Genomic DNA, 16,386 nt, shown 5'->3' on the forward strand with positions numbered 1-16,386 from the left:
TGCGGTCACGACTGGGCATCCAACCGGCTTCGGGTGCTTTCGCGGGGCGGCGTCCCGGCGCGTAACTGATGGGCGGACGGAAGGTCCGCTCGTTACGAACGGAGACGCTTTCGATGATCCGCAATTCGCGCGCCCCGCTCTCCGCCCCGGCACTGGTCGCCGCGGTGTGCCTGGCGCTGGCCGGCTGCTCCTCCGGCGGCGGCACGACCGCGGGGCCCGAGGCCACGGGCTCGGCTTCCGTGATGCCCTCCTCGGCCGGTCCCCGGGGGGACGGCACACTGGCCATCGGTACGGTGCTGCCGCAGACGGGCTCGCTCGCGTACCTGGGCCCGCCCATGTTCGGGGGCGTCAACCTGGCGCTCAAGGAGATCAACGAGGCCGGCGGGGTGCTGGGCAAGCCGGTCACGAAGGTCGACACGGACTCGGGTGACACGACCACGAACATCGCCTCACAGTCGGTGGACAAGCTGCTGGCGCAGAAGATGGACGCGATCGTGGGGGCGGCCTCGTCGTCGGTGTCGGAGTCGGTGATCGACAAGATCACGGGGGCGGGGGTCGTGCAGTTCTCGCCGGCCAACACCTCCGACAAGTTCACCACGATCAATGACCGTGGGCTCTACTTCCGTACCGCGCCGCCGGACAAGCTGCAGGGGCGGGTCTTGGGTGACCTGGTGGTCTCCGATGGCAACGACACCATCGGGATCCTGGCCATGCAGGACTCCTACGGTTCCGGCCTGGCGGACCAGGTGAGCGAGACGGCCGAGGCGGGCGGCGCGACGGTCGTGCAGCGGGTGGACTACGACCCGAAGGCGGCCGACTTCTCGGCCGACGTCGCCAAGATCAAGTCCGCGAACCCGAAGGGGATCGTGCTGATCGGGTTCGAGGAGACGGCGAAGGTCGTGCAGGAGCTGGTCAAGCAGGGCCTGACGAGCGACAAGCACAAGTGGTACATGGTGGACGGCAACATGTCGAACACCAACTTCGCCAGGGCGCCGAAGGGCACGCTGGAGGGCGTCAAGGGCACGCTGCCGGGGGCGGCGGCGCCGGAGGCGTTCCAGAAGCGGCTGCTGACGGTCGACCCGGAGCTGGCCGAGTACACCTACGCGGCGGAGTCGTACGACGCCGTGACGCTCATCGCGCTGGCGGCGGAGTCGGCCAAGGACGACTCGGGCGCCTCGATCGCCGGGAAGCTGGCCGAGGTGAGCAAGGGCGGCGAGAAGTGCACCGGCTTCAAGGAGTGCGTCGACCTGCTCAAGGCCGGCGAGGACATCGACTACGAGGGTGTCAGCGGCCCGGTGGACTTCAATGACGTGGGTGACCCGTCGGTCGCGACGATCGGTGTCTATCAGTACGGCGCCGACAACCGGTTCAACGCCGCCAAGGCGATCGAATATCGCAAAGGCAACATCGCCGGCTGAGCCGCCGAGCCGCTGAGCCGCCGAGCCACTGAGCCGCCGAGCCACTGAGCTGCCGAGCACGCTGAACCGGCTGAACCCGGCGGACCATCTCGTTCATGCCCTGATCCGGAAATTTCGGATCAGGGCATCTCATATCAGGGGGTGTCCGTAACTCTCATGAAACATGCCATTACTATGGGTGTTTGGGACATTACGAATCAGCATAAAAGCCGCGTAAGAACTCCCCCCGACGTCGCCGGACAGGCATGCTGAGCTCGGAAAACCCGGCGAAGGTGATCGTTCCTTCGCTGCGATAGGGGGAGTCTCTTATATGAACCGCATTGCTCCAACGGGGCGCATTCTGGCCGTCGCGGCCGCGGCGAGCCTGGCACTGACGGCGTGTGGCGGCGGCGGTGGCGACACCGCCGAGCAGCAGCCCAGCTCCGCGGCGCCGTCGACCGCGGCCTCGTCGGCGCCGGCGGCGAAGGGGGACGGCACGCTGACCCTCGGTACGGTGCTGCCCCAGACCGGTTCGCTGGCGTTCCTCGGCCCGCCCGAGTTCGCCGGCGTCGACCAGGCCGTCAAGGAGATCAACGAGGCCGGAGGCGTGCTCGGCAAGCCGGTCGCCACGATCCACACCGACTCGGGCGACACGACCACCAACATCGCCTCGCAGTCGGTGGACAAGCTGGTGGCGCAGAAGGCCGACGCCATCGTCGGCGCCGCCTCCTCGTCGGTGTCGGAGTCGATCATCGACAAGGTGACGGGTGCGGGCCTGGTGCAGTTCTCGCCGGCCAACACCTCCGACAAGTTCAGCACGATCGCCGACCAGGGCCTGTACTTCCGTACCGCGCCGCCGGACAAGCTGCAGGGCCGCGTGCTCGGTGACTTGATCGTGGCCGACGGCAACGACACGATCGGCATCATGGCGATGCAGGACTCGTACGGCTCCGGCCTGGCCGACCAGATCACCAAGACGGCCGAGGAGGCCGGCGCGAGCGTCGTGGAGCGGGTGGACTACGACCCGAAGGCGGCCGAGTTCTCCGCCGACGTCGCCAAGATCAAGGCCAAGAACCCGAAGGCGATCGTGCTGGTCGGCTTCGAGGAGACCTCCAAGGTCGTGGCCGAGCTGGTCAAGCAGGGCCTGGGCGCCGACAAGGTGAAGTGGTACATGGTGGACGGCAACATGTCGAACACCAACTACCTGAAGATGCCCAAGGGCACGCTCAAGGGCGTCAAGGGCACCATCCCGGGTGCCGAGGCGCCGGACGAGTTCAGGAAGAAGCTCGTCGCGCTCAACCCCAAGCTCGACGACTTCACCTACGCCGCCGAGTCGTACGACGCCGCGAACCTGATCGCCCTGGCCGCCGAGGCCGCCAAGGACGACACCGGCAGGTCCATCGCCGCCAAGCTGCCCGAGGTGAGCAAGGGCGGCGAGAAGTGCAAGACCTTCAAGGAGTGCGTCGACCTGCTGAAGGCCGGCAAGGACATCGACTACGACGGCATCAGCGGCCCGATCGAGTTCAACGACGCGGGTGACCCGGCCGTGGCGACGATCGGCGTCTACGAGTACGCCGACGACAACAAGTACCCCGGCAAGGCGCTGGAGTACCGCACCGGCAAGATCGAGGGCTGATCCGCCTCAGCCGCCCAGCCCGCAGGCCCGCAGCGCGTAGTCGATGAGGCGGTCCTGCACCGGCTTGGGCGGCGTCACGATCACCACGCGCTCCTCGCCCCCGTCGATGGCGGCCCGTACGGGGAACAGGAAGGCCTTCTTGGCCTCGGCGAACGCGTGCGGGTCGCAGCGGCCGGGGGTGAGCTCGACGGGCACCTCCAGCCGCTGCGACCCGGCCTCCAGCACCCCCAGCGGCTTGCTCTTCGCGGTCGCGATGTAGTGGGTGGTGCCGCCGATGTCGTTCAGGGTGACCGTCCCCTGCCCGCGCCGGGTGACCACCAGGTCGCCCCGCATGACCTTGCCCGACTCCCGCCAGTCGGGGCCGAACTCGATGGTCGCGGCCTGCTTGATGAGGAACTCCGAGCATTCGTCGCGCAGCAGCCTGGCCAGCAGCGGGTCGGGGTGCGGCACCTCGAAGACCACCTTGCGCGGCTGCTCGGAGCCGGTGCGGACGTGCGCCACGACGGTGGCGGGCTGGACCTCGGGCAGGCCCTGGGGGGAGCAGTTGGCGGCGCCGTACGGGATGGGCAGGTCCGTGCGCTCGGTCTTGCCGATGACGGCGCCGGCCCGCCGCGCCGGCAGCGTCTTGAATGACGGCGTGACAAGCTGGACGTCGGCGAAATAAACAGGCGTTTCACTAGTATTTCGGACAGCCACTTGGAGCGCGTGCACCGGCTCGTCGGAACGCCATTGCGCCAGTGAGACGGAGACTCCCGCAGGTGGCCCAGTGATCGGTGCGGCGGTCGGTGCGGCGGGCGGCGGGGAGGCCGGCTCCGGTGAACCGCACCCGGCGAGAAGGACGGCGATCGCGAGAGGGAGCGTAATGCGCTTCACCCGTCGCACATTAAGTGTCCTTGCGCAGGTCCCGTAAGTTGAGGAGTGATTACGACTCCGCATCCAAGTGCCGACAGTTCCCCAGCGCATCTGGTTGGAACATGCTGCAGTTTTGTACGTTTCCGTCATTCGATCGGGAACGCTCGGCGGTGCTGACGGATCCCGGCCTGGAATGAAGGAGACACTTCATGATCCGCATTGCTCCCGTGGGGCGGGCGCTGGCTGTCGTGGCTGCCACGAGCCTCGCCCTGACAGCCTGCGGTGGTGGCGGCGGCGACACCGCCACGCAGACGTCCCAGACTGCCGCGCCGGCGTCATCCGCGCCCGCGGCCAAGGGGGACGGCACGCTCACCCTCGGCACGCTGCTGCCCCAGACCGGTTCGCTGGCATTCCTCGGCCCGCCCGAGTTCGCGGGTGTGGATCTCGCTCTCAAGGAGATCAACGAGGCCGGCGGCGTGCTCGGCAAGCCCGTGACGAAGATCGACACGGACTCGGGTGACACCACCACCAACATCGCCTCGCAGTCGGTGGACAAGCTGCTGGCGCAGAAGGCCGACGCCATCATCGGCGCCGCCTCCTCGTCGGTGTCGGAGTCGGTGATCGACAAGATCACTGGTGCGGGCGTGGTGCACTTCTCGCCGGCCAACACCTCCGACAAGTTCACCACCATCGCCGACCAGGGCCTGTACTTCCGTACGTCCCCGCCGGACAAGCTGCAGGGCCGCGTGCTCGGTGACCTGATCGTGGCCGACGGCAACGACACGGTCGGCATCATGGCGATGCAGGACTCCTACGGCACCGGCCTGGCCGACCAGGTCCAGAAGACCGTCACCGACGGTGGCGCCGAAGTCGTCGAGCGCGTCGACTACGACCCGAAGGCGGCCGACTTCTCCGCCGACGTCGCCAAGATCAAGGCCAAGAACCCCAAGGGCATCGTCCTCATCGGCTTCGAGGAGACTGCCAAGGTCGTGCAGGAGCTGGTCAAGCAGGGCATGCCGGCCAGCAAGCACAAGTGGTACATGGTGGACGGCAACACGTCCAACACGAACTACGTGAAGATGCCCAAGGGCACCCTGGAAGGCGTCAAGGGCACCATCCCCGGCGCTGCCGCTCCGGAGGACTTCCAGAAGAAGCTCCTCGAGGTCAACCCCAAGCTCGAGGACTTCAGCTACGCCCCCGAGTCCTACGACGCCGCCAACCTGATCGCCCTGGCCGCCGAGGCCGCCAAGAGCGACGCGGGCACCGACGTCGCGACCAAGCTGATGGAGGTCAGCAAGGGCGGCGAGAAGTGCAAGAGCTTCAAGGAGTGCGTTGACCTGCTGAAGGCCGGCAAGGACATCGACTACGAGGGCGTCAGCGGCCCGGTCGAGTTCAACGAGGCCGGTGACCCGGCCGTCGCCACCATCGGCATCTACCAGTACGGCGACGACAACAAGTACGCCACCAAGGCGCTCGAGTACCGCACCGGCAACATCGCCGGCTGATCATCGCCCGTAGCGTGGGAAGGGCCCGGTCATCCCGACCGGGCCCTTGCTGTTGCCCGGCGCTATTCGCACCCGGCCACGATCTGGTCGGCCGCCACCCGGTACTGCTTCAGCAGCGCCACCTGCCGCTCCCGTGGCACGTCGTTCCTGGACAGCCCCGCGGTGGTCCTCCTGACGGTCTCTACGGCCCTGCTGAGCGAGGCGGGCAGCCGGGGACCGAACTGCAGTGTGATGCCGCGTACCTCAGCCAGGCGGCCGATGAGGGCATCCTCGAAGTTCTGCCGCTCCTCCTGGCCCTTCGGCTCCAGCATGAGGCCCGCGTACCCGATGGAGGAGACCACGCGGGCGCACGGGCTGTCGGTGGGGTCGCCACCGGTGCTGTACTGCTCCGCCGAGGACGTGTCGTCCTGGCAGCCGACGAGCAGGACGGGCAGGATGAGCGCGACTGTCGCCAAACGTTTCACAACGCTCATTGAAAACGGGGAAGGGGCCCCGTGGGAGCCCCTTCCCCGTCTCGCTCGTCCCGTCAGGCCCTCGCGAGCGTCCCGAGGTAGAGCTCGATGACCTTGGGGTCGTTGGCGAGCTGCTGCCCGGTGCCGGTGTAGGCGTTGCGCCCCTGGTCGAGGACGTAGCCGCGGTGGCAGATCTGCAGGCAGCGCCGCGCGTTCTGCTCCACCATGATCACGGTCACGCCGGCCTTGTTGATCTGCTGGGCCTGGATGAACACCAGGTCCTGCAGCTTCGGCGACAGGCCGGCCGACGGCTCGTCCAGCAGCAGCACCGAGGGCTCGGTCATGAGGGCCCTGGCCATCGCCACCATCTGCCGCTCACCGCCGGACAGGGAGCCGGCGCGCTGCTTGCGCCGCTCCTTGAGCGCGGGGAACAGCTCGGCCACGAACTCGAAGCGCTCCTTGAACTTCCCCGGCACCTGGAAGGCGCCCATCTCGAGGTTCTCCTCGATGGTGAGGCTGGGGAAGACGTTGTTCGTCTGGGGCACGTAGCCGACGCCACGTGAGACCAGCGAGTGGGCCTTCATGTTCGTGATGTTCTCGCCCTTGAGCAGGACGGTGCCGCTGCGGATGTTGACCAGCCCGAACATGGCCTTGAGCAGGGTCGACTTACCGGCGCCGTTGGGGCCGATGATGCCGATCAGCTCGCCTTCCTTCACGTACAGGTCGGAGCCGTTGAGGATGTTCACGCCCGGCAGGTAGCCCGCGATCAGCTCGTCGCACCGCAGCACCGCGCTCTCGGCGCCCTCCAGGTGGGCGCTGCGGTCGGTGATGGCGGCCTGGGACAGCTCGGGTGACTGGGCCGGCTCTTCGGCGTTCACTTCGTCTCCTCTTCGATCTCGGCCTCCAGAGCCGCCTCGGCCTCGTGTAGCTGGGCCTCCAGCTCGCTCTCGGACAGCGGCGCGTCGTGGTGGGCGCCCAGGTAGGCGTCGATCACGCGCTCGTCCGACATGATCGTCGAGGGCGGGCCCTCGGCGATGACCGCGCCCTGCGCCATGACGATCACCCAGTCGCTGATGTCGCGGACCATGTCCATGTCGTGCTCCACGAACAGCACCGTCATGCCCTGCTCGCGCAGGTCCTTGACGTGGCCGAGCAGCGACTGCGTCAGCGCCGGGTTCACGCCGGCCATGGGCTCGTCGAGCATGACGAGCTCGGGCTGGACCATGAGCGCGCGGGCCATCTCGAGCAGCTTGCGCTGGCCGCCGGACAGCGACCCGGCGAAGTCGTCGCGCTTGGCGTCGAGCTTGAAGCGAACGAGCAGCTCCTCGGCCCGCTCGGTGATCTCGTCCTCCTGGCCGCGCCAGAAGCCGGGCACGAGGGCCCGCCAGAAGGTCTCGCCCTTCTGCTTCTGGGCGCCCAGGCGCATGTTCTCCAGCACGGTCAGCCGGGACAGCGCCTTGGTGAGCTGGAAGGTGCGCACCATGCCGTTCCTGACGACCTTGTGCGCGGGCACGCCGTTCATGGAGCGCCCGTTGAACGACCACGAGCCGGCGTCGGCCGTGTCGAACCCGGTGAGCTGGTTGAAGAACGTGGTCTTGCCCGCCCCGTTGGGGCCGATCAGCGCGGTGATGGAGCCGCGCTGGATCTCGACGTGGTCCACGTCGACGGCGGTCAGGCCGCCGAAGCGGCGGACGACCTTGTCCACGACGAGGATCGGGTCCGGCTTGGGCACGCCCGGCTCGCGCGGCATGTCCTTGAACGCGGCCAGCGCCGTGGCCTTGGGGCTGGTGGTCAGCGTGTCATCGCGCATCGATGGCGATCTCCCTCTTGTCCCCGAAGATGCCCTGTGGCCGGATGACTAGCAACAGGATGAAGCCTAGTCCAACCAGGGCGTACCTGATCGGGCCCACCTGGATGCTGGTCATGAAGGGGATGTACCCGTGGGCCACGAGCTCCGCGAGCGTGTTGCCGACGAAGACGAACAGCACCCAGAAGATCATCGCGCCGACGACCGGCCCGAAGACGCGGGCCGCGCCGCCGAGGATGACGATGGTGTAGGCGAAGAACGTCATCTCGGTGCCGAACACGTCGGGCTGCACGGCGCCGTTGTAGAGGCCGTAGAAGAAGCCGCCGAAGGAGCCGATGACGCCGCCCAGGAGCAGCGACTGCATCTTGTAGGAGAAGACGTTCTTGCCCAGGGCGCGCACGGCGTCCTCGTCCTCGCGGATGGCCTTGAGCACGCGGCCCCACGGGCTCTTCATCAGCAGGTAGACCACGGCGCAGCTGAGCAGCAGGACGGCCCAGCCGACCGTGAGGAACCACATCACGCGCTCGTCGAAGCCGAACGGGCCGATGCCGTAGTGGCCGGTCGGGTAGGGGTTCATCGCGTAGAAGTCGCCGTTGAAGCCGCGCCGGCCGTCCGAGCCGCCGAAGGTGTCCTTGAAGTACACCGAGCGGAAGACGAGCCGGACGATCTCGGCCGCGGCGATGGTGACGATCGCCAGATAGTCGGCGCGCAGTTGCAGCGTCGGGAGGCCCAGCAGGAGCGCCAGCACCACCACGGCCCCCAGGCCGACCAGGATGCCGATCCAGAACGGCAGGTTCAGGACGGTGACCGCGACGGCCAGGCCGTACCCGGCCACGGCCATGAACGCCGCCTGGCCGAAGTTGAGCAGGCCGGTGTAGCCGAAGTGGATGTTGACGCCGATCGCGGCCAGGCCGTACACCACGGTCTCCCAGCCGATGGCGGCGTGGACGGTGGTGGTGAGAATCGTGAGCCAGTCCATGGTTACCCCCGTCACCCGATCCGCTCGCGGCGGCCCAGGATGCCCTGCGGCCGGAAGAGAAGCACGATGATCAGCACGGCCAGCGCCCCGACGGACTTCAGCTCCGGCGGCACCCACAGGGTGGACACCTGGATGAAGATGCCCACCACGAGCGAGCCGACCAGGGCCCCGAAGGCCGTGCCGAGCCCGCCGAGCGTGACACCCGCGAAGATGAGCAGCAGGATGTCCTGGCCCATGGTGAACTTCAGCGACTGCGACAGGCCGAGCATGATGCCCGCCAGCGCGGCGATCGCGGAGCCCGCGGCCCAGATGATGCGGATGACCCGGTCGACGTTGATGCCGGAGGAGGCCGCGAGGGCCGGGTTGTCGGCCACCGCCCGCGCCGCCTTGCCGGTGCGGGTCTTCATCAGGGCGATGCCCACGACGACGAGGACGAAGAGCTCGATGCCGATCGCCCAGAAGTTCTTCGGTGCGGCGCTGATCGGGCCGACCGTGATGCCGGCCTGGGTGTTGTAGTCGACGAAGCTCTCGTTCTGCGCGCCGAAGAAGAACTGGATGAGGTTGCGCAGGAGGATCGCCAGGCCGATCGAGATGATCATCATGGCGATCGTGCCGGTGCCGCGCTTGCGCAACTGGCCCCAGAACAGGCGGTCCTGGCCGTATCCCAGCGCGCCCGCCACTATGACGGCGATGATCGCGGCCGGGATGAGCTGGATGCCGAATCCGACGTTGAAGGCATAGGCGATCACCGCGCCCAGCGTGATCAGCTCACCGTGGGCGAAGTTGGTCAGGCCGGTCGTCCCGTAGATGAGCGACAGGCCGAGCGCGCCCAGGGCGATGATCAGGCCGAGGTTGACGCCCTCGAAGGTCAGCTGGGCGGCCTGCTCCCAGAACGTGGTCTGGCCGCTGGTGTCCTCCTGGGCCTGGCCGGGGGCCGCCTTGGGCTGCAGGGCGAAGAGGACCGTGGAGCAGTTGCCCTCGTACACGGTCGGGGTGCGGACGTTGTTGCCGCCGCGCACTTCGGCATTCTGCGGAAGGGTGCTGACATCCAGGGTGACCTTGAACTTACCTGGATTGTCGACCTGGACGTCCCACGTGCCCTGTGCGTTACTTGTGACCTCCTTGACGGGTTGTCCGCCCTCGGTGGTCACGGCGATTTTGGCGCCGTTCACTGGCTGGCCTTGGAGTTTGAGTGTTCCCCTCAATCCCTGGCAGTCGGCGGGACCCGCGTGAGCGGGGCCTGCCAGCAGGAAGATGAGTCCACCCAGGAAGGCCGTGAACGCGATCACGGCTCTGCGCAATGGTGCTCCTCAAGTAGGTCAAGGCGGGGTTGTGCCCCTCCTTCTCGACACGCGCGCATCGCAGGCACAACTGGGATGCAATGGCGGGAGCTTATTCTGGCGACGCCCGGTTCAGTATCGTTCGTCACCAATTAGTGACATGTGCGTGTCACTCATGTGAGGAAACAACGACCCTGGTCAGGGGCTAAATCAGGCTAGACGCCTGGCGTTCCGAGGGAACGGATCGGTAACGATCTCCGGAAAACGCTGGACGAGCCCGCGGGGACGGCCTTTGGGGCCATGTAGGGCTTCCCCGGCCGTACACGGGAACACCGCGCATACGTGGGGCCGAACACGTTTTCTACTGGGCCTCCCCGCGGGCTCTGTTCGGACAACCGTAGCGACCCGCGGGGGCGCTGCGCAAAGGGTCCCCGAAAGTGACGGAAGGGTCAGCGGTCGCGCAGCATGCAGGTGAGGCGTGAGGTGCACACCCGCCGCCCCTCCTCGTCGGTGATCTCGATCTCGTACGTCGCCAGGGTGCGGCCGCCATGAGACCTGGTCGCGACGCCCGTGACGTACCCCGAGGTCGCCGAGCGGTGGTGGGTGGCGTTGATCTCGATGCCCACGGCGATCCGGTCCGGCCCGGCGTGGATGGCCGCGCCCACCGATCCCAGCGTCTCGGCGAGCACCACCGAGGCTCCGCCGTGCAGCAGCCCGTACGGCTGCGTGTTGCCCTCGACCGGCATGCGGCCCACGACCCTTTCGGGCCCGGCCTCGAGGAACTCGATGCCCATCCGGTCGGCGAGCGTGTTCTTGTGCAGTTCGCCGAACAGGGACGCGTCTATAGGATTGGTCTGCGTCAAAGGGACGCCTCCACTCTTCCGAGCTCAGGTTTTCTGTCGCTGACGCAGACTAGGCTGCGTACGTGCCGAAGAGTGAAGTGACCCCCAGCCGCCCGTGCCTGCTGCTGCTTGACGGGCATTCCCTGGCTTATCGCGCGTTCTACGCGCTCAAGGACGCCAACCTGATGACCACCGACGGTCAGCACACCGAGGCGGTCTACGGGTTCACCTCGATGCTGACCAACATTTTGCGCGACGAGCAGCCGACGCACGTGGCAGTGGCCTTCGACCGGTCGGAGCCGACGTTCCGCCATGAGGAATACGCCGACTACAAGGCCAACAGGAGCGAGACCCCGGAGGACTTCCGCGGCCAGATGCAGCTCATCTTCGAGCTGCTCGACACGCTGCGCATCCCGCGCCTGTCCAAGGCGGGCTTCGAGGCCGACGACCTCATCGCCACCCTGGCCACCCGCGCCGACGAGCAGGGGATGAACGTCCTGATCGTCACCGGCGACCGCGACGCGCTGCAACTGGTCAACGAGCACGTCACCGTCCTGATGACACGGCGCGGCATCAGCGACATGACCCGGTTCACGCCCGAGGCGGTCGAGGAGAAATACGGCCTGACCCCGGCGCAATACCCCGACTTCGCCGCCCTGCGCGGCGACCCCAGCGACAACCTGCTCAGCATCCCCAGCGTGGGGGAGAAGACCGCGGCCAAGTGGGTGCGCGAGTTCGGCTCCCTGACCGCCCTCGTCGACCGGGTCGACGAGGTCAAGGGGAAGGTCGGCGACAAGCTGCGCGAGCACGTCGCCCAGGTGCTGATGAACCGCCGGCTCACCCAGCTGCTCCGCGACGTCCCCCTCGACGTCGATCTCGGCGACCTCCAGCAGGGCACCTGGGAGCGCGAGGAGATCAACAAGCTGTTCGACACCCTGCAGATCCGCGGCGAGCTGCGCGAGCGGGTGTTCAAGGTGCTCGGCACCGGCGAGCAGGAGCCGGAGCAGGGCTTCGAGGTCGAGACCGTGCTGCTCGGCCCCGACCGGGTGGCCGGCTGGCTGTCGGCGCTGCCCGAGGGCCGCGCCGGGCTCGCCTTCAAGGGCGCCTACGGCAGCGGCACCGGCCGCATCGACGCCATCGCCATCGCCTCGCCCGACGGCACCGCCGCCCACATCGACCCCGTCAAGCTCACCGAGGCCGACGAGGCGGCCCTGCGGGCCTGGCTGGGCGACGACACCAGGCCCAAGGCCGTCCACGACGCCAAGGGGCCCATCCTGGCCCTCTGGGCGCAGGGCATGGAGCTGCGCGGCCTGAGCTGCGACACCGCCCTGGCCGCCTACCTGGCGATGCCGGGCCAGCGCACCTTCGCCCTCGAAGACCTCGCCCGGCGCTACCTCCACCGCGACCTGCGTGCCGAGGAGGAGCCCAACGGGCAGGCCGCCCTGTTCGGCGACGACGAGGACGCCCCGGCCAAGGACCTCGCGCTGCGCGCCCACGCCGTGCGCGAGCTGGCCGAGTCCCTGGAGGCCTTCCTGGCCGGGCGCGGCGGCACCCAGCTCCTGGCCGACGTGGAGCTGCCGCTGCTGTCGGTGCTGGCCGAGCTGGAGCGGGCCGGCATCGCCGTCGACAGCGAATACTTCGCGGGCCTGGAGGCCGAGTTCGGGGCAGCGGTCAAGCACGCCGTGGAGGAGGCCCACCGCGCGGTCGGCGAGCAGTTCAACCTGGGCTCGCCCAAGCAGCTGCAGGAGATCCTCTTCGTCCGGCTCAACCTGCCCAAGACGAAGAAGATCAAGACCGGCTGGAGCACCGACGCCGACCAGCTCGCCTGGCTGGCCACCCAGACCGAGCACGAGCTGCCCACGATCATGCTGCGTCACCGCGACCAGCAGAAGCTGCGCACCACCGTCGAGGGCCTGATCAAGGAGATCGCCGACGACGGGCGCATCCACACCACGTTCAACCAGATCATCGCCGCCACGGGCCGGCTGTCGTCGGAGAAGCCCAACCTGCAGAACATCCCGATCCGCACCGCCGAGGGCCGCCGCATCCGGCAGGGCTTCGTGGTCGGCGAGGGCTACGAGACGCTGCTGACGGCCGACTACAGCCAGATCGAGCTGCGCATCATGGCCCACCTGTCGGGCGACGAGTCGCTGATCGAGGCGTTCGAGTCGGGTCACGACTTCCACCAGGCCACCGCCGCGCGGGTGTTCGACCTGCCGCCCGAGCAGATCGACGGCGAGCTGCGGGCCCGCATCAAGGCGATGAACTACGGCCTGGCCTACGGCCTGTCCGACTTCGGACTGGCCGGGCAGCTCAACATCCCGGTGGCCGAGGCGCGGGCGCTGAAGGAGGAATACTTCCAGGAGTTCGGCGGCGTGCGCGACTTCCTGCACGCCATCGTCTCCCAGGCCCGCACCGACGGCTACACCGAGACGATCATGGGCCGCCGCCGCTACCTGCCCGACCTGACCAGCGACAACCGCCAGCGGCGGGAGATGGCCGAGCGGATGGCGCTCAACGCCCCGATCCAGGGCTCGGCCGCCGACATCATCAAGGTCGCCATGCTCAACGTCCGCCAGGCGCTCGGCGAGGAGGGGCTGACCTCCAGGATGCTGCTGCAGGTCCACGACGAGCTGGTCTTCGAGGTGGCGCCGGGCGAGCTGGAGCGGCTCACCCAGCTCGTGTGCGACCAGATGAACGCCGCCTACCAGCTGCGGGTGCCCCTGGAGGTCTCCGTGGGCGTGGGGCGCACCTGGGAGGACGCGGGTCACTGACACGACAGGCCGTTTCGGGGGGTTCTGCACTAGCCTGTGAACCTGGTTTCACCGAGCGGCCGGGAGTTCTGTGCGGATACCAGCGTCCCTCACGCGGATCATCGGCATCGCGAACATCGTGGTGATCACGGTCGCCATCATCGGCCTGAGCCTCTTACCCGGCCCGCCCCGGCCGCATGCCGTGCCGAAGGCCGCGGGCACGGTCGAGAGCAGCCCCGCGCCGTCCCTGGCCCCGGTCGGGCAGCCGCCCGGGGTCGTGGCCACGCCCGAGTTCGCCCGGCAGGTGCGCGCCAACGAGGCGGGCCTGGTGCCGGTGCTGATGTACCACCGCATCCTGCGCAAGCGGCTCGCCTCCCTCGACCGGACGCCGGACCAGCTCAGGAAGGAGCTGGAGAGGCTGGCCGAGCGGGGCTACGTGCCGATCACCGCCAGGGAGTTCGTCAGGGGCGACATCCGGGTGCCGGCGGGGAAGTTCCCGGTCGTGCTGACGTTCGACGACGGGCACCCCAGCCACTTCGGGCTGGACGCGAGCGGCAACCCCCTGCCCGACACGGCCGTGGGCGTGATCCAGGAGGTGGCCTCCCGGCATCCGGGCTTCCGGCCGGTGGCCACGTTCTGGGTCAACAAGGAGCCGTTCGGGCTGCGTGACCATGAGTCCCAGGCGGTCGCCGTACGGTGGCTGGTCGATCACGGCTACGAGGTCGCCAACCACACCTGGAGCCACCCGAACCTGCGCATGCTCAAGCGCAAGCGGGTGGGGGAGCAGATCGTCCGGACCGAGCGGCTGCTGAAGAAGCTCGGCGCGCCGCCCTCCGAGACGATGGCCCTGCCGTACGGGTCGCTGCCCCGCCCGAAGAAGGCCGCCAGGACCGGCTCCTGGGACGGCACAAGGTATGATTTCTCCGGCGTGTTCCTCGCCGGAGCCGAGCCGTCTCTTTCGCCCTACGCGAAAAAGTTCGACCGGGGAGCGATCCAGCGCATCCAGAGCAACGGCAAGAAGGGCGAGTGCCGCAAGTGGTGCTCCCAATACTGGCTGGAGTGGCTGGACAAGCATCCTGGTGAGCGCTACGTCAGCGACGGCGACCCGGAGCGGATCTCCATGCCGGAGGAACTTCGAGGTAATATCGCCGCCAAGCGAGGGCTCCAGGTCATCGCCTATTAACTTCTCCCCGGATTGACCCCGTGGCGAAGGTCTCATATGCTGATCGCTGCGCTGTGGGCTCGCGCGCGCCTCAGACGGAGCGGGCTCGCGCTCGGTCACGTCGATGTCGTAATTCCTCGGCTTGATGCGGAAGAGGGCCTGCCGCGCATCCGCCACATCGACATCCTGTCCGCGTTCGGAGCAATTCCACACATGACGTCCAGCACTGAGGCCACCTCGAGCACCCCGCAGGTAGCGGTCAACGACATCGGGTCCGAGGAAGCCTTCCTCGCGGCGATCGACGAGACCATCAAGTACTTCAACGACGGCGACATCGTCGAGGGCACCGTCGTCAAGGTCGATCGAGACGAGGTTCTTCTCGATATCGGCTACAAGACCGAGGGTGTCATTCCCTCGCGTGAGCTTTCGATCAAGCACGATGTCGATCCCGCTGACGTCGTGGAAGTCGGAGAGCACGTCGAAGCCCTGGTCCTCCAGAAGGAGGACAAAGAGGGCCGCCTGATCCTGTCCAAGAAGCGGGCTCAATACGAGCGCGCCTGGGGCACGATCGAGAAGATCAAGGACGAGGACGGCATCGTCACCGGCACCGTCATCGAGGTCGTCAAGGGTGGTCTCATCCTCGACATCGGCCTGCGAGGCTTCCTGCCCGCGTCCCTGGTCGAGATGCGCCGTGTCCGCGACCTGCAGCCGTACGTCGGCCGCGAGCTCGAGGCCAAGATCATTGAGCTCGACAAGAACCGCAACAACGTGGTCCTGTCGCGCCGTGCCTGGCTCGAGCAGACCCAGTCCGAGGTTCGCCAGACGTTCCTCAACACCCTCCAGAAGGGGCAGGTCCGCAAGGGCGTCGTCTCCTCGATCGTCAACTTCGGTGCGTTCGTGGATCTCGGCGGCGTCGACGGCCTGGTCCACGTGTCCGAGCTGTCCTGGAAGCACATCGATCACCCGTCCGAGGTGGTCGAGGTCGGCCAGGAGGTCACGGTCGAGGTCCTCGACGTCGACATGGAGCGCGAGCGCGTCTCCCTGTCGCTCAAGGCCACTCAGGAAGACCCGTGGCAGCAGTTCGCCCGCACCCACCAGATCGGCCAGGTCGTGCCGGGTCGCGTCACCAAGCTGGTGCCGTTCGGCGCGTTCGTCCGGGTCGAGGAGGGCATCGAGGGCCTGGTCCACATCTCCGAGCTGGCAGAGCGCCACGTGGAGATCCCGGAGCAGGTCGTCCAGGTCGGCGACGAGATCTTCGTGAAGATCATCGACATCGACCTCGACCGTCGCCGCATCAGCCTCTCGCTGAAGCAGGCCAACGAGGGCGTCGGGACCGAGGTCGAGTTCGACCCGACCCTCTACGGCATGGCGGCGACCTACGACGACCAGGGCAACTACATCTACCCCGAGGGCTTCGACCCGGAGACCGGGGAGTGGCTCGAGGGCTTCGACAGGCAGCGTGAGGAGTGGGAGCGGCAGTACGCCGAGGCCCAGACTCGTTTCGAGGCCCACAAGAAGCAGATCGAGGAGGCCCGCAAGGCCGAGGCGGAGGCCGGCGAGGCCGCTCCTTCGTCCTACAGCGGCGAGACGCAGGCCCCGCAGGGCGGCTCCTCGTCGTCGGCTCCGGCCAGTGGTGCGCTCGCCTCTGACGAGGCGCTCGCGGCTCTGCGCGAGAAGCTGGCGGGTGGGCAGAGCTGAGCTCGGCTCTGACCGCCTAGGGC

Annotated in this window: 13 protein-coding genes; 6 read left to right on the forward strand and 7 right to left on the reverse strand. The window is 67.9% G+C overall.

Going from position 1 to position 16,386, the window contains the following annotated elements; genetic code table 11:
- Positions 1 to 113: 113 nt before the first annotated feature.
- Together AB0J69_RS19160 and AB0J69_RS19165 are read left to right on the forward strand one after the other, a co-directional pair.
- The gene (locus tag AB0J69_RS19160) at positions 114 to 1,418 is read left to right on the forward strand and encodes an ABC transporter substrate-binding protein (RefSeq protein WP_364118560.1); all 1,305 of its coding nucleotides are present in this window, start codon (positions 114 to 116) and stop codon (positions 1,416 to 1,418) included.
- A 310-nt stretch (positions 1,419 to 1,728) separates the two neighbouring features.
- On the forward strand, positions 1,729 to 3,033 hold the full coding sequence (locus AB0J69_RS19165) for an ABC transporter substrate-binding protein (protein ID WP_364118562.1): 1,305 nt from the start codon (positions 1,729 to 1,731) through the stop codon (positions 3,031 to 3,033).
- A 6-nt stretch (positions 3,034 to 3,039) separates the two neighbouring features.
- Here AB0J69_RS19165 and AB0J69_RS19170 read toward each other — a convergent pair whose 3' ends face one another.
- Positions 3,040 to 3,729 carry a hypothetical protein gene (locus tag AB0J69_RS19170; protein WP_364118564.1) on the reverse strand — a complete coding sequence of 230 codons (690 nt, stop codon included), beginning with the start codon at positions 3,727 to 3,729 and terminating at the stop codon, positions 3,040 to 3,042.
- Positions 3,730 to 4,094: 365 nt separating this feature from the next.
- Between AB0J69_RS19170 and AB0J69_RS19175 the strand changes: the two genes are divergently transcribed.
- The gene (locus AB0J69_RS19175; RefSeq protein ID WP_364118566.1) at positions 4,095 to 5,390 is read left to right on the forward strand and encodes an ABC transporter substrate-binding protein; all 1,296 of its coding nucleotides are present in this window, start codon (positions 4,095 to 4,097) and stop codon (positions 5,388 to 5,390) included.
- A gap of 62 nt (positions 5,391 to 5,452) precedes the next feature.
- Here the strand turns inward: AB0J69_RS19175 and AB0J69_RS19180 are convergent, their stop codons facing one another.
- The 6 genes from AB0J69_RS19180 to AB0J69_RS19205 form a co-directional block, all read right to left on the reverse strand.
- On the reverse strand, positions 5,453 to 5,854 hold the full coding sequence (locus AB0J69_RS19180; protein WP_364118567.1) for a hypothetical protein: 402 nt from the start codon (positions 5,852 to 5,854) through the stop codon (positions 5,453 to 5,455).
- Positions 5,855 to 5,916: 62 nt separating this feature from the next.
- Complete coding sequence (locus AB0J69_RS19185) at positions 5,917 to 6,672, reverse strand: ABC transporter ATP-binding protein (protein WP_364118660.1); 756 nt, start codon at positions 6,670 to 6,672, stop codon at positions 5,917 to 5,919.
- A 44-nt stretch (positions 6,673 to 6,716) separates the two neighbouring features.
- On the reverse strand, positions 6,717 to 7,592 hold the full coding sequence (locus tag AB0J69_RS19190) for an ABC transporter ATP-binding protein (RefSeq protein WP_364118662.1): 876 nt from the start codon (positions 7,590 to 7,592) through the stop codon (positions 6,717 to 6,719).
- Positions 7,593 to 7,641: 49 nt separating this feature from the next.
- The gene (locus AB0J69_RS19195; RefSeq protein WP_364118569.1) at positions 7,642 to 8,628 is read right to left on the reverse strand and encodes a branched-chain amino acid ABC transporter permease; all 987 of its coding nucleotides are present in this window, start codon (positions 8,626 to 8,628) and stop codon (positions 7,642 to 7,644) included.
- A gap of 11 nt (positions 8,629 to 8,639) precedes the next feature.
- Positions 8,640 to 9,800: a branched-chain amino acid ABC transporter permease gene (locus AB0J69_RS19200; RefSeq protein WP_364118571.1), complete on the reverse strand. Its 1,161-nt coding sequence runs from the start codon at positions 9,798 to 9,800 to the stop codon at positions 8,640 to 8,642.
- A 557-nt stretch (positions 9,801 to 10,357) separates the two neighbouring features.
- Positions 10,358 to 10,702 (reverse strand): hotdog fold thioesterase, encoded by a 345-nt coding sequence (locus tag AB0J69_RS19205; protein ID WP_364118663.1) that lies wholly within the window; start codon positions 10,700 to 10,702, stop codon positions 10,358 to 10,360.
- 131 nt (positions 10,703 to 10,833) lie between these two features.
- Between AB0J69_RS19205 and polA the strand changes: the two genes are divergently transcribed.
- The 3 genes from polA to rpsA all read left to right on the forward strand — a co-directional run bounded on the left by polA (position 10,834) and on the right by rpsA (position 16,363).
- The gene (polA, locus tag AB0J69_RS19210) at positions 10,834 to 13,524 is read left to right on the forward strand and encodes a DNA polymerase I (protein WP_364118572.1); all 2,691 of its coding nucleotides are present in this window, start codon (positions 10,834 to 10,836) and stop codon (positions 13,522 to 13,524) included.
- Positions 13,525 to 13,594: 70 nt separating this feature from the next.
- On the forward strand, positions 13,595 to 14,686 hold the full coding sequence (locus tag AB0J69_RS19215; RefSeq protein ID WP_364118573.1) for a polysaccharide deacetylase family protein: 1,092 nt from the start codon (positions 13,595 to 13,597) through the stop codon (positions 14,684 to 14,686).
- 192 nt (positions 14,687 to 14,878) lie between these two features.
- Positions 14,879 to 16,363 (forward strand): 30S ribosomal protein S1, encoded by a 1,485-nt coding sequence (rpsA, locus tag AB0J69_RS19220; RefSeq protein ID WP_364118574.1) that lies wholly within the window; start codon positions 14,879 to 14,881, stop codon positions 16,361 to 16,363.
- Positions 16,364 to 16,386 lie beyond the last annotated feature (23 nt).

Origin of the sequence: Nonomuraea sp. NPDC049709, from assembly GCF_040674815.1 — a bacterium.
Taxonomy (GTDB): domain Bacteria; phylum Actinomycetota; class Actinomycetes; order Streptosporangiales; family Streptosporangiaceae; genus Nonomuraea.

Excerpts from the sequence above, each read along its gene's own strand:
- AB0J69_RS19160 (WP_364118560.1), top strand. The coding sequence starts at position 114 with ATGATCCGCAATTCGCGCGCCCCGCTCTCCGCCCCGGCACTGGTCGCC.
- rpsA (WP_364118574.1), top strand. The coding sequence starts at position 14,879 with ATGACGTCCAGCACTGAGGCCACCTCGAGCACCCCGCAGGTAGCGGTC.
- AB0J69_RS19175 (WP_364118566.1), top strand. The coding sequence starts at position 4,095 with ATGATCCGCATTGCTCCCGTGGGGCGGGCGCTGGCTGTCGTGGCTGCC.
- AB0J69_RS19195 (WP_364118569.1), bottom strand. The coding sequence starts at position 8,628 with ATGGACTGGCTCACGATTCTCACCACCACCGTCCACGCCGCCATCGGC.
- AB0J69_RS19205 (WP_364118663.1), bottom strand. The coding sequence starts at position 10,702 with ATGGGCATCGAGTTCCTCGAGGCCGGGCCCGAAAGGGTCGTGGGCCGC.
- AB0J69_RS19190 (WP_364118662.1), bottom strand. The coding sequence starts at position 7,592 with ATGCCGCGCGAGCCGGGCGTGCCCAAGCCGGACCCGATCCTCGTCGTG.
- AB0J69_RS19165 (WP_364118562.1), top strand. The coding sequence starts at position 1,729 with ATGAACCGCATTGCTCCAACGGGGCGCATTCTGGCCGTCGCGGCCGCG.